The organism is Thalassobacillus sp. B23F22_16, assembly GCF_043496955.1.
GTDB lineage: Bacteria > Bacillota > Bacilli > Bacillales > Halobacillaceae > Thalassobacillus > Thalassobacillus devorans_A.
Genome location: NZ_JBIEKD010000043.1, coordinates 1 through 12,675 on the forward strand (window position 1 = coordinate 1; position 12,675 = coordinate 12,675).

The following is a 12,675-nucleotide window of genomic DNA, read 5'->3' on the forward strand; positions in this document are numbered from 1 at the left end:
CTCTTTAAATTCCGAACTGTAACTCTTCATTTTTTTAGTCAAGTGAACACGTCCTTAATTTAAGCTTTAGGTCGATTAAAACATGGCTCACTACCTGTGTCCACTTTCTATACTAGTTCCAAATTTTAAAATTATGAGAGACAGAATCGGAAATAAGAGAGACACCGTCTGGCTTATATGAGCATAAAAGCCTGTGTATGAGACAAGTGGTACATAGGAAAAGCGCGCATTCTGGCCGCTTTTCCTTTTTTAAATGCAAGAAGAAGGTTGACGAACCTCTTTTCCTCCTCTATACTTTTACACAAGATTTGTTAACTGTTAACTTTTCAGAATATTCACAGGGAGACAGAATTATGAAGATTGAAAAGCAGAATATCAGCAATCGAGTACTCGAATACTTACGTAAGCAGATTATTCTCGGTCATTTTGAAAAAGGTGACTACCTGGTTGAAGCTACTTTGTCCAAACAGCTGGAAGTCAGTCGCGGACCGATCAGGGAAGCGATAGCCAAGCTTGAAGCGGAGAATCTGGTCGAGAAGCACTCCAACGGCAGAACAGTGGTGAAGCGGTTTGACATCATTGATATCCAAAACCTTTACGATAGTCGAATCCTGTTGGAAACACATGCGCTCAAGCAGATTAATCCGGAAATTTTAGAAATGAATAAAAGTAACCTCTATTTATTTGTGGATCTAATGCAGAAGTCGTATGAACAAAAACAGCGAGACATCGAATCGGATTTGGCCTTCCACGGTTATCTGGTGAAATTGACGGACAACCATACACTGATTCAGCTATGGAGCTCACTCAAGGAAGTTTTTCGTACGTTGATCGACATCACGAGTGAAGTGACAGAGTCCAAGCAGCAGGAGATCATCGACCAGCATGTCCGCATCGTAGAATCATTGGCTGAGGGGAATGTGGTACAGGCGAACAAGCTGCTTACCGAACACTTACAGGATGCCTGTCATTATTGTTGTGAAGGAAAGAAATCAAATATAGGGAGAGATGATTATGTCCAATCAGAAAATTAAGTGTGCCATTATCGGCTCCGGTAATATCGGCACGGATCTCATGTACAAATTGCTAAGGAGCGATAAGCTTGAGCTTACTGCGATGGTCGGAATCGATCGTAATTCTAAGGGGTTGGCGCTGGCGAAGGAACATGGGGTGAAGCCGATTTATAACGGGATTGAAGGGCTGGCAGAAGAACCAGAATTAGCAGAAATAGTCTATGAAGCTACTTCAGCAAAAGCGCATGCCTATAATGCGCCGATTTTAAAAAACTTAGGAATGAAAGCGGTTGATTTAACACCGGCAGCGGTAGGGCCTTTTTTAGTGCCATCGGTGAATTTGAAGGAAGAAGAGATTGCTGAGCTGGATAACGTCAACATGGTTACGTGCGGCGGTCAGGCCACTATCCCAATGGTGAAAGCGATTTCTGATGTCGTGAAGGTGGATTACGCGGAAATCGTTGCATCGATCGCCAGTAAAAGTGCGGGTCCTGGAACGCGCCAGAACATCGATGAATTTACGGTTACAACGGCAAAAGCATTGCGTGAAGTCGGAGGAGCCGATGAGTCAAAAGCGATCATTACATTAAATCCGGCAGAGCCGCCAATCTTGATGAGAAACACGATCCATGTTCAAACAGCAGAATCGGCAGATGCCTATCAGGAGGACATTTTGGCTTCCCTGGATTCCATGTTGAAAACGGTGCAGGGTTATGTGAAAGGGTACCGTTTTAAGGCAGATCCAGTCATCAAAGGGAACGTCGTGACAGTCTCTGTGGAAGTGGAAGGAAACGGAGATTTTCTGCCTAAGTACGCGGGCAATTTGGATATCATTACATCAGCGGCTGTGAAAACAGGAGAAGTTATGGCGGCACATATGACGAAGGAGGAAGCAGCACAATGAGCAATCATAGAAAAGTAGTTTTTAATGACGTGACATTGCGGGACGGGATGCATGCCATCTCCCACCAATATTCAACCGAGCAAATCGCTGAACTTACTCAGCTGATTGATGAGTCTGGCGTCGATATCATTGAAGCGACCCATGGCGACGGGTTAGGCGGAAGCTCAATCCAGTATGGTTTTTCAAAAGAATCTGAGGAAGAGATCATCACTACAGCAGTAAAAAATGCTAAGAATGCAAAAGTAGGCGTGCTGCTCCTTCCTGGTATCGGCACAATCGAACACCTCGAACGGGCAAGAGAATGGGGAGCCTCTGTGGTGCGGGTTGCTACGCATTGCAGTGAAGCGGATGTTTCGGAACAACATATCAAAAAAGCGGTAGATTTAGGGATGGACACGGTTGGCTTCCTGATGATGTCGCACCGGTCGACTCCTGAAGATCTACTGGAAGAAGCTAAAAAAATGGAATCTTACGGAGCAGGGACAATTTACGTAGTAGATTCCGCCGGGGCACTGACGATGGATGACACACGGAGAAGGATTGCTCTTTTCAAAGAGAATTTGAGTACGGACATCGGGTTCCATGGACACAATAACTTGTCACTAGGCGTTGCCAACTCCATCGTTGCCTTGGAAGAAGGCGCGAATCGAATTGATACAAGTCTGGCTGGTATGGGGGCAGGCGCTGGGAACACCGCTACCGAACAGCTTGTTGCCGTCATGAACAAAATGGGGATCCCTCATTCGGTAGACTTATATAAAGCGATGGACGCGGCAGAAAATGTGATGAAGCCGATGATGAACCGTCCTGTTCAAATCGATCGGCTGAGTCTGACGTTAGGCTACACGGGTGTCTACTCCAGCTTCCTATTATTCGCAGAACGGGCTGGTAAAGAGTATGGTGTCGATCCTCGTGATATCTTGACAAAAATCAGTGAAATGGGTGCTGTCGGCGGCCAGGAAGACTGGATTATTGGTGTAGCTCAGGATTTGGCAAAAGAAAAAGCGCACGCATAAAAGAAAATGTCCAGGTGATTCATAGATATATATGGGTCAAATGTCAGTTCATAAACGCTACTACAAATACGAGTCTTGTAAAAGGGCTCGTTTTTTTAAATTATTCCAATGTAAAAAAAATAGATCTCCGGGGTATTTTACCAATTAACCCGGAGATCTACTTAATATTTATATTTACTAGATTCATTATTTAGCTTCAGGGTAAACATCTGTATTGTTTTTTTGTTCTATTATTAGTGATTGATAAAAGAGAGGGTGCCTTGACTGCAATAGCTTTTCCTGATTGAACCAGTGATCGCCTTGTATCGTCTGAAATTTAAAGTCTACTACTTCTTCATTGACAGAGGATCCTGTTACAGGCTGATCCAAACCATATAATGGATCTAAAGTATATAGACCACTACTGCCTTTATAGTCATGTTCTGTTCCAACAAAGTTTGCAAAGATGGTATAGGCCTGGGCTCCAATGGCCACAGCATCCCAGAGTACAACGGAGTTTTCCGGGTACTGGTTTTCTGAGATGTCCTCATTGATCTCCATATAGCTGCTGTAATCTCCGTTCCAGGATACAGGAACTGCAATTATATCAGCCCTTTTAACACTTAATACCCCTGATGTTTCAGGGAATCGTACATCATCCCCTATTAATAGACCGACTTTTCCAAGGTCGTCAACATCGAATATAGGTAAACTGGATCCAGGGGTTGCCCAGCGCTTTTCTTTTGAGTCTAAGTGTGTTTTACGATATTTACCTTGCAGTTCGCCGTTTTTATTTACCAGGATGGCAGAATTGTATAATTTATTTTTGTCTCGTTCAATCATACCGAAAACTATATTGAGCTCATGACTTTTCGCTAGTTTCGCCATGAACTGATAGGTTTTCCCTTTTTCTTTTTCAGATAGAGAATAAATTGAATTTATATTTTCATCTGACACTGGCCCTGTAAAAGAAAGTTCTGGTAAGACAATTAAATCAGTACTGCTTGAGGCTTCCTCTTCTATCAGTTTGGCAACCTTGTCTTTGTTTGCTTCTTTATCGCCAATGACTGGGGTATACTGCAAAGAAGCTGCATTCACTTTTTTCGATTCGGTGTTAGCTCTGCTATCCCAAGGCTGGATGTATTGGCTTAGTTCCTTATAAAGCTCAGGACGTCTTTCCTTTAACAGATCTTTGTTTTCGTTTTTAAAGTTTTCTGAGTTTACAAAGCCATAAACGATATTCGTCTCGTCTATATCGTTTTCTTCATCTTGAGAATGTGGAGCTTCGGCCAATTTCTCGCCTTGTGGCGACCAAATAGCGCTTGCGCCTATCATATGAAAGCCTTCTTCTGTATTCGACCGGTTTGCACTGATGACGTACATTCCATTCTGTTGGGCTCTAGCGGGTAAAGCAGAGATTGTTTGTGCTGATGAATTTGTCGGAAAGGCCAAAATGTCTGCACCTTTAACAGCGGCTATTCGTGCAGTTTCATGGTAAGCGGAATCCATGCATATATTCATTGCCAGTTTCCCGATTTCTGTATCATACACCGGCACTTCTGAATCGCCGCGGGCTGCCCAGTAGGCATCGGTTTCCCACAAATGCATTTTTCGATATTTCCCGATTAAACCTTTCGGTCCAATAAGAACAGATGAATTATAGTAGAGATCGGTAGCCGGATCTTTTTCAGGCATCCCGAATACTATGTAACTATCATATTCAGCTGCAAGCTCACTGAAAACTTTGGTAGTTGGTCCGGGAATTTGTTCGACAAAGGGAGCTATATCTTCACGGCTTTCAAACATATATCCCGTCGTCGCCATTTCGGGAGCTACTGCTAATTTTGCCCCGGTCTTAAATGCTTTTTCGATCTCATTGTATAGCTCTTTTACGTTTTTCTCAGGTTTCTTAAATGTGGGATTGAATTGGACAGCAGCCACTTTGGCCGTATGGCTAATCGTTTGCTCTTTTTTTTGCTCATTTTTATCTACAAATTTATCCGTGATAGCATCCGTTTGAAAGGGAAGTAAAACAAGCGAAAAAAGAAATAGAACGATGAATAAACCTTTATAATTCAACATATCACCTCGAAAAAAATGTTTTTTGCAACCCTTACTTCTGTTGAGGGTCTGCTTCCAACAGCAGATCGACGAGATGCACGGCATCCATGGTTTGGTTAATCCCCTCTCGTTCTATGCCTAATTTCATCTGCAGCAGGCAACCGGGGTTTGTGGTTACCACTGATTCCGAATCGGTTCCGCACACATCTTTCATTTTCACATCCAATATTTTCATCGAATCTTCGTAATTGACGATATTATAGATGCCAGCTGAGCCGCAGCAAAAGTCAGGGCGGGATAATTCTTTAAACGTGATGCCAGGGACTTTCTCAAGCAGCTGAAGCGGTGGTGTTTTCACTTTTTGTACATTAGTCATATGACAGGAAGGCTGATAAGTTACCGTTCGATCAACAGGTTTATTAAAATGCAATCCGTGCACCTCCACAAGAACCTCTGAAATATCTCTGATTTTAGAGACAAACTGTTTGGCTCGCTTATGCCAGGGAGTGCCTTCTTCAAATAAGTGATGATACTCGACCATGCGAGCACCGCACCCCCCGGCGTTGTTAACGATGTAATCGATTTTTTCTTCCTCAAAAGCTTCAATATTTCGCTTGGCAAGCTCGATCGCGTCATTCACCTTTCCCGAGTGTGCATGGAGGGCACCGCAACAGGTTTGCTGTTCAGGAATTACCACTTCAAAGCCGCCTCGTAAAAGCAATTCAATGGTATTCTGATTCGTCCGGAAGAATACACCATCCATTACACATCCGGTAAAGAAAGCTACTTTAGCTTGCGCAGGTCTTTTTCGTATATAACGTTTCGTGCGTTTTGCACGCTCCTTTGGCGATGGCTGTTTTGGGATGACTTGTTCAAATTTGTCCAAGTGAAGGGGGGCCCATCTTGTCAGCCTTGTCATGTTGACGAAGGATTGGATTCCGGTTCTTTGATAAAACCATGTTAAGTTGCCTAAATTGCTCATCCATTTTTCGGATGGGAAAAAAGAACCGAACAGGAAGTCCTCGATTGTTTTTCGTGACTTCGATATTACCTCGTTATCTTCAATCACTTCTTTTGCACCTTCCAAAATTTGTCCATACTGGACGCTGGTTGGGCAAACGGTGGTGCAAGCCATACAGCCTAAACACTTTTCAATTGGATTTTTCAAATCTTCGACCGACGCTTTACCTTCTGCCACCATTTTGACCAGGTTGATGCGTCCTCGTGGGGAGTGAGTCTCTCTCTCCATCGTTTCATAGGTTGGACAGGCGGGAAGACAATACCCACATTGGACGCAGTCAAATGTCTTGTCATAGTTGATTTTTTCTTGTAGTATTTGGAGCTCACTCATTTCTTAACACCAGCTTTTGTCCTTTTTCGGGGAATATCTTGCCGGGATTCATGATTCCATTCGGGTCCCAGCTGTCTTTGATTCGTTTCATCATTTCCAAACCAACAACCCCCAACTCTTGCTCCATAAACGGCGCCTTCATTGTACCAATTCCATGTTCGCCAGATAACGTACCGCCAAGGTCGATAGCTGCCTGGAAAATTTCTTCTACGGCTTTTTCGACGCGACCCATTTCTTCTTGATCACGCTTATCACATAAGATATTAGGGTGGAGGTTGCCGTCACCAGCATGGCCGAACACGACTAATTCCAATTGGTACTTTTCTTTGATGTCGTGCAGCCGATCCATCATGTCAGGGATCTTGCTTCGTGGTACGGTGGCATCCTCAGATACTTTTGTCGGCTTGATCTTTGCAATCGCTGGGGATACTTGCTTCCTCGCATGCCAAATTTTTGCGGATTCTTCGCTTGTTTCGGGGATACGAACATTGGCAGCCCCGATTTCCTTCATGATCTTCCCGACCAGATCCGTCTCCAATCTGAGCGTTTCCGGATGTCCATCTAACTCAATGATTACAATCGCTTCTGCGTCTATAGGCAGGCCGGACGGCTTGAAATTTTCGACAGCCTGGATACAAGCTTGATCCATAAATTCCATTTTTGAAGGGAGTATTCCGGAAGTCAAAGTTCGTGATATTGCTTTTCCAGCTGTACGGACATTGTCAAACTCGACCATGATGGTTTGCACTGCTGGTGGCTTTGGCATCAGTTTCAACGTAGCTTCTGTGATGACACCAAGCGTACCCTCTGATCCTACAATCAATTTCGTCAAATCAAACCCAGTCACATTTTTAATCGTTTGTCCGCCTGTGCGAATCACTTTTCCTTCAGGTGTCACAAGTTCTAGACCTAATACGAAGTCTTTCGTAACGCCATATTTTAAACCGCGCGGCCCCCCTGAATTTTCGGCTAAATTACCTCCGATCGTCGCTACGTGAGCGCTGCTGGGGTCAGGTGCATACATAAGGCCATGTTTTTCTGCTTCTTCATTTATGCGAGCCGTCAACACACTAGGAGATACCTTAACTGTCAAATCGTCCGCATTCAAATCAATTTGTTCCGGCCACTGCGAAAGATCAAGCACCATTCCGCCATGGACAGGAAGGGGGCCGCCGCTTAAACATGTACCTTGCCCTCTGGGATAGATTGGAATCTTAAATTGATTGGCAATTTTCACAATATGAACGACTTCCTGCTTGCTTTTAGCTTGAATGGCTATGTCCGGAAGGTATTCACCGAAGGAAGCATCGAAACTATAACTATATCGATCTGAAATTTTAGTCATGATTTGAGGATCGGGTATTTCTTTTCTGAGAGCTTCCATCCAATTACTCACTTATTTGCGCTCCTTTTCATTACATTAAAATAATAACGATTCGGGGTTGGCAGTTATCATTTCACGTACCATATCTTCGCTTATTCCTTCATTCAACAGCTCAGTGATGAATTCGCTCATCCCCTGAATTGGTGTAGGGTTATGTGGCTGGCCATAGTCGGTGACCAGGATGCAGGATTTAGCTCCCAGTGTTTTGATAGATTCAGCCATCTGAGGGATTGATAGATTATTAAAGTCCTGCCCACACGCTAAGTAACACTTTTCAATGTAGCATCCCTGCTGGGCTAGTTTTCTTTGTAAATCCATGGGGATTTGTGCAATTCCTAAATCAGCATGCTGAATTAAAATACGCTTGACCCCAAGTGCTTTTGCTTCTTCTACTAAATAATCTACTTCATGAGGAGAAAGGTGCCCTGTTGCAAGCACGGCATCATAAGTAGCGATCAAATACAGAATTCTTTTAACTTCCTCTTTAATTACTTTCTTATCCGTCAAAATTGTCAGGTTGGAACTGGAATCATCCAGGGATGTTTCACTATTAAAAAAGCGTTCCTGTTTATATTCAGCGAAATATTTGGCGTGCTGCGCAGCTGATATCGTCGGCATCCAGATCACTTTTGCACCCATGCGTAAGGCCATATCTACGGAATGAGAGGACAACCCTCCTGTAAAAAGATTACATACGAGTCCGCCATAGACATGCATATCAGGAATTTGTTGACGAATAAGGGCAGCACGGTCATAGGTGACTCCTTCGTGAGCTTTTATCACTAATCCTTTCATTCCTGCTTCTCTTGCTTCTGCTACGAGTTCCCAATCTGTCTGTTTTCTTGGAAAAGCACTAGGAGAGCTATGAACATGTAGTTCATAAGCTCCCTTTAGTAATGGATGATATTGGTGTTGGTCTTTACCTGGATAATTCATAATTAAGTGCCTCTTCAAAAAACTGATGGAGTTCTTTGACCAATGCCTGGAATTCAGGATGATCACTATACATGAAATCGTTATGCATACCGTTCACTTCGTAGTAAACCTTTGGACAGGACGCACTGTTATACAGGGAGACAGATTCTTCAACTGGGTGAAGGACATTATTTTTTCCATGAGCCACAAACAAGGGTGTATCTCCGATGTTTTGAACGGCTGCTTCCGCATCTAATTCAAGAATGGAATCCGTGAATTGGATACGGGTCTGTCCTCCGAAACCTTTCTTGGAAGCCAGCTCTTTTTCTACGTATTCCCGTGTAGGAGGATCTAATGGATAATGTAAAAATGGGTCTGCAGGTTTTGATTCTCCAGTAGTTACGCGCAGAATCCGATCTTCGTATACCATTTCCAGCACTTTCAGCCAATCTTCATAAGAATGAATGGTTTTCAACCAACGCTCTCCATTGTAAAAGCCATTCAAGGCAGCAACGGCGGCGACATCTTCTTTCTCCGCTACACGTACTACGTTCGATCCGCCCATTCCCCAGCCAATCAGGCCGATTCGTTCATGGTCGACTTCGCTTTGCGCACGTAGGAAGGTCAGCGCATTCCTGATATCTGACACCTGTTCTTCCAAAATGACACGTGCCGGATCTCCCTCGCTATCGGCGAATCCGCGATAGTCGAATCCAAAACAGATATAGCCTTTTTGTGTCAAAGCCTCTGCAAACATTTTAGGATAGAATTCATTTACTCCTTGATAACCAGAGTTGGCAATGATAGCAGGATGTTTATCCTTATTTTCATAATCATCTGGCAAGTAAAGCACTCCCTGGAGCTTATAACCTTCACTGTAAAATTGAACGGATTTTTCAATCATTTGTCTCTCTCCCTTTTCATTTAAGAATTTAATGCTTGGTCAAATGTATGTTTGAATTTTTTACACGCATTACTTAAGTGGTGTTGCATTTCATCTCTTGCCTGTTCTCCATTGCCCATCCGGATTGCAGTGTAGATACGTTCATGTTCGCTGAGGACTTGGGCGCGTTTTTCTGAGATGCCCATATTCTTCTTAAGCGAAAAACGGATTGCCTTTTCGTACAGTGTAGTAATATTCTCTACACTATGAACAAGAATGGGGTTATGGGAGGCTCTTACAATAGCATTGTGAAAGGCGATGTCCTCTTTATATCCCACCCTGTTATCATTCTGTGAGCTTCGAATTGCATCTAATTTTTCCTTGATTAATGCTTTTTCATCAGGTGTTGCACGTTCCGCTGCCAGACGGGCCGCCTCCGTTTCCAGGATGATACGTGTTTCCAGTAAGTTCAGCACTTCATCTGTATCTATGAATTCGAATTGGGTTTCTTCTATAAGATTAGTAAGTGAGGTGGCTTGTACAATGCTTCCGCCTCCTTGCTTTGAAACCGTCAAACCGCTTGCTTCCAGTACGCTTAACGCTTCTCTGACTGGAGTACGGCTGACTCCGAACATTTCCGATAGCTGCTTTTCTGTAGGTAACCTGTCACCAGGCTTCATGTCTTCGTTCTGGATGTATTCCTTGATACGATCAAATACCTGCATCGAGACTTTTCTTCGTTCGATTTTCATATAAAACTATCGTCCTCTCTTTACGAGACATTCGAGTCTCTCCTGTAATTTCTGGTTTCCTGAATAGAAGTCAGCCATCCTGCCTTAGCGGCAATTATAATTAATACGGCACTTGCCCCTAATAAGATAAGGGAGAATATACCGCTTGTCCCTGCCATCATCATGATAGGACCAAACGTTATAATCAAGATTTCCACCGGAACCATCCCTACGTATCCTAAAGCGTAGTCATCCAAGGTACTGCTTTTGGTTTTGGGGTCCACAATCCGTAATAAAGCAATCCCCATTGCGACTGTACCAGTGCTCCAGCCCCAGCCAAAGATAGCGTTTTCAAACCAGTGGCGATGAAAGACACGTGGAGCAATAAAACGGAAAATACAGTATGCCCATATAATCCCAAAGATGAAGAGCGCTATTAGCGGCCAGGCATAGGCAGCTACAACAGCGAGATTAATAGATGTAATACCGAAGATTACAATCAAATCCGTAGCTGTACCACTCAAGCGGTCAATTACCCGCTTGTCCACATAATCGTTAGCTTTCGTAGCATTCAAGACCATTTGTACCAGTAGACCGACAACAAAGGAAAGACTTAAAAGAGGAATGCTGACTTGCGGAAAAACTGCTTGAATGCCTATCTGTAAAAAATAACTGACCATTACTACCACAGCAAGTAAGGCCATATGAAAAAACAAAGGATCTACCGTATTGCTTGATACTGTATCATCTCCTGATGATTTACGAAGGTTTTGGGGCACTAGACCAGTACGCAATTCATTCGGCAGGTCTTCAAAATCTGAAATGAAATTGGTTTGGTTATTACGTGCGTTCATTTTAATGAGCAGCAACCCACCGAGAATAGCACAAATCAACCCTATGGTAGCGGATGTATAACCAAGAGCTGTAGCTTCTTCCCAGCCCAGGCCGCTGAATGCTTCACCAACTGCTGCCGCTGTCCCGTGACCTCCGAGAAATCCTGCTCCGAGAATTAGACCGAAGCCCGCTGGGATATCCCAAACATTAGCTAAGAGTATGTATGCAATCATTGCTCCGCCGCCCCACATAAGCATTGTCAGGAGCATCGAGTACACCCACATGTTTCTTACGCGCCCGAAAGTCTGTTTCCAATTCACTCTGGCAGCACCGATTGGAATCGCTCCGAAAATCACAGCGATCAGGACGGTTGGATAGGCACTGACTAAATCGGAAAAGGGAAGTAAATCGAACCCGTTCGGTCCCAAAGTTAGTCCTGCGATCCCGGCAATGATACTAGCGGGAATGAATAATTTTTGTACGATTTGTACTTTTGCTCTTAATAGGACACCGAGTAACAATAAAACCGAAATCAACCCTAAATCAATTGCTAAATCCCATGCAGTCATTTTATACCTCCTGAACACTCTCTGCTAGAAAGCGTTATCATAATTTGTATGATAAATATACAACATGATAATCAACTGTGTAAAGAGTAAATATTATAAAATTGTGAAAATTAATACGGTAATATTTATTTCAGCTAATAGAAGAGTTACTTGGAGAGGGAAATGAAATCGCTGATATAGATGAGTTATTTCACGTAATTCTATGGTGATATTGGCTGATTTTCATACATTCTTGCAGGTATTGTCATTTTAAAACAAGAAATGGTTATCCATAGGGGGAAGACGATGAAGGGGACCAATATTTACATAAGAGCCTTTACAGAAGACGACAAAGATGAACTATTAAAATTACAGACAGAAAATCGCACGTTTTTTGAAGCATTTGCGATGGATCGGAGCGATGAATTTTACACAAGAGAAACACAGCTAAAGCGGATTAATCAGTTTGCTGAAGATATTGAGCATGGCAATGGGTATTATATGGGGATTTTCAAAAATGATGATCACCTTCTTGTTGGCACTATCAATCTGTTTTCCGTGTTAAGAGGTTCTCTGCAAACTGCTTTTCTCGGTTATTTTCTGGATGAAAAACATAACGGTAGAGGCTATACGACAGAAGCAGTGAAGTTGATGGTTAGATTCGCCTTCGATGAGTTGAAACTTCATCGGATTGAAGCAGGCGTCATGCCTCGTAATATAGCATCGATTCGGGTGTTAGAGAAAGCTGGGTTCCATAAAGAAGGGGTTGCTAAGAGTAATGTCAGGATAAATGGCAAGTGGGAAGACCACCAGGTGCTGGCTATCATCAACCCATCTGATTAGTGGTTTTGCTGATAATAGAGACAATCCCTGCGTTTGTGAGCATAGCGCACGTGTATGAGAGACTATTTAGAAGATAACAGAGACACTTTGGAATTCTGTCAATAAAGTGGACAAAAATAGATCACTCAGCGGGCCACTTTTTCTTCCGCGTGTTTTCTTCCGAAACACTTGGATGCCTCCGCATAAAGGGAAGGATACCAAAACCGATCCTAC

The 12,675-nt window shown here is 43.2% G+C and carries 11 protein-coding genes; 4 read left to right on the forward strand and 7 right to left on the reverse strand.

The window, feature by feature from the left end; translation table 11 throughout:
* The first annotated feature begins 353 nt into the window (after window positions 1-353).
* From ACGTNI_RS19280 to dmpG, 3 genes are read left to right on the forward strand one after another with little or no spacing between them, the layout of a single operon-like run.
* The gene (locus tag ACGTNI_RS19280) at window positions 354-1,034 is read left to right on the forward strand and encodes a GntR family transcriptional regulator (RefSeq protein ID WP_394464167.1); all 681 of its coding nucleotides are present in this window, start codon (window positions 354-356) and stop codon (window positions 1,032-1,034) included.
* Window positions 1,015-1,917: an acetaldehyde dehydrogenase (acetylating) gene (locus ACGTNI_RS19285; RefSeq protein ID WP_085506057.1), complete on the forward strand. Its 903-nt coding sequence runs from the start codon at window positions 1,015-1,017 to the stop codon at window positions 1,915-1,917. Before ACGTNI_RS19280 ends, ACGTNI_RS19285 begins: the two co-directional genes overlap by 20 nt.
* A complete protein-coding gene (dmpG, locus tag ACGTNI_RS19290) occupies window positions 1,914-2,933 on the forward strand; it encodes a 4-hydroxy-2-oxovalerate aldolase (RefSeq protein ID WP_394464168.1) in 1,020 nt (339 codons plus the stop codon). The genes ACGTNI_RS19285 and dmpG overlap by 4 nt, the downstream gene beginning before the upstream one ends.
* A gap of 186 nt (window positions 2,934-3,119) precedes the next feature.
* Here dmpG and ACGTNI_RS19295 read toward each other — a convergent pair whose 3' ends face one another.
* Genes ACGTNI_RS19295 through ACGTNI_RS19325 form a run of 7 tightly spaced genes read right to left on the reverse strand, consistent with a single transcriptional unit; the run spans window position 3,120 to window position 11,640 of the window.
* The gene (locus ACGTNI_RS19295) at window positions 3,120-4,994 is read right to left on the reverse strand and encodes a nitrilase-related carbon-nitrogen hydrolase (RefSeq protein ID WP_394464169.1); all 1,875 of its coding nucleotides are present in this window, start codon (window positions 4,992-4,994) and stop codon (window positions 3,120-3,122) included.
* A gap of 31 nt (window positions 4,995-5,025) precedes the next feature.
* Window positions 5,026-6,324, reverse strand: a complete 1,299-nt coding sequence (locus tag ACGTNI_RS19300) for a (Fe-S)-binding protein (protein WP_394464170.1) — start codon at window positions 6,322-6,324, stop codon at window positions 5,026-5,028.
* Window positions 6,317-7,708: an FAD-binding oxidoreductase gene (locus ACGTNI_RS19305; protein ID WP_394464178.1), complete on the reverse strand. Its 1,392-nt coding sequence runs from the start codon at window positions 7,706-7,708 to the stop codon at window positions 6,317-6,319. Before ACGTNI_RS19305 ends, ACGTNI_RS19300 begins: the two co-directional genes overlap by 8 nt.
* A gap of 36 nt (window positions 7,709-7,744) precedes the next feature.
* Window positions 7,745-8,644, reverse strand: a complete 900-nt coding sequence (locus tag ACGTNI_RS19310) for a DUF6282 family protein (protein ID WP_394464172.1) — start codon at window positions 8,642-8,644, stop codon at window positions 7,745-7,747.
* Complete coding sequence (locus tag ACGTNI_RS19315; RefSeq protein WP_394464173.1) at window positions 8,628-9,527, reverse strand: alpha/beta hydrolase; 900 nt, start codon at window positions 9,525-9,527, stop codon at window positions 8,628-8,630. The genes ACGTNI_RS19310 and ACGTNI_RS19315 overlap by 17 nt, the downstream gene beginning before the upstream one ends.
* 20 nt (window positions 9,528-9,547) lie before the next feature.
* Window positions 9,548-10,258 carry a FadR/GntR family transcriptional regulator gene (locus tag ACGTNI_RS19320; RefSeq protein ID WP_394464174.1) on the reverse strand — a complete coding sequence of 237 codons (711 nt, stop codon included), beginning with the start codon at window positions 10,256-10,258 and terminating at the stop codon, window positions 9,548-9,550.
* 20 nt (window positions 10,259-10,278) lie between these two features.
* Entirely contained in the window at window positions 10,279-11,640 is a 1,362-nt protein-coding gene (locus ACGTNI_RS19325; RefSeq protein WP_394464175.1) for a sodium/glutamate symporter, read from the reverse strand.
* A 285-nt stretch (window positions 11,641-11,925) separates the two neighbouring features.
* Here ACGTNI_RS19325 and ACGTNI_RS19330 point away from each other — a divergent pair, with 285 nt between their 5' ends.
* Window positions 11,926-12,462, forward strand: coding sequence for a GNAT family N-acetyltransferase (locus tag ACGTNI_RS19330; RefSeq protein ID WP_394464177.1), 537 nt, complete (start codon window positions 11,926-11,928; stop codon window positions 12,460-12,462).
* The last annotated feature ends 213 nt before the right edge of the window (window positions 12,463-12,675 follow it).

Coding starts and splice junctions, on each gene's coding strand:
- ACGTNI_RS19285 (WP_085506057.1), top strand. CDS start 1,015: ATGTCCAATCAGAAAATTAAGTGTGCCATTATCGGCTCCGGTAATATC.
- dmpG (WP_394464168.1), top strand. CDS start 1,914: ATGAGCAATCATAGAAAAGTAGTTTTTAATGACGTGACATTGCGGGAC.
- ACGTNI_RS19310 (WP_394464172.1), bottom strand. CDS start 8,644: ATGAATTATCCAGGTAAAGACCAACACCAATATCATCCATTACTAAAG.
- ACGTNI_RS19330 (WP_394464177.1), top strand. CDS start 11,926: ATGAAGGGGACCAATATTTACATAAGAGCCTTTACAGAAGACGACAAA.
- ACGTNI_RS19325 (WP_394464175.1), bottom strand. CDS start 11,640: ATGACTGCATGGGATTTAGCAATTGATTTAGGGTTGATTTCGGTTTTA.
- ACGTNI_RS19320 (WP_394464174.1), bottom strand. CDS start 10,258: ATGAAAATCGAACGAAGAAAAGTCTCGATGCAGGTATTTGATCGTATC.
- ACGTNI_RS19305 (WP_394464178.1), bottom strand. CDS start 7,708: ATGGAAGCTCTCAGAAAAGAAATACCCGATCCTCAAATCATGACTAAA.
- ACGTNI_RS19280 (WP_394464167.1), top strand. CDS start 354: ATGAAGATTGAAAAGCAGAATATCAGCAATCGAGTACTCGAATACTTA.
- ACGTNI_RS19315 (WP_394464173.1), bottom strand. CDS start 9,527: ATGATTGAAAAATCCGTTCAATTTTACAGTGAAGGTTATAAGCTCCAG.
- ACGTNI_RS19300 (WP_394464170.1), bottom strand. CDS start 6,324: ATGAGTGAGCTCCAAATACTACAAGAAAAAATCAACTATGACAAGACA.
- ACGTNI_RS19295 (WP_394464169.1), bottom strand. CDS start 4,994: ATGTTGAATTATAAAGGTTTATTCATCGTTCTATTTCTTTTTTCGCTT.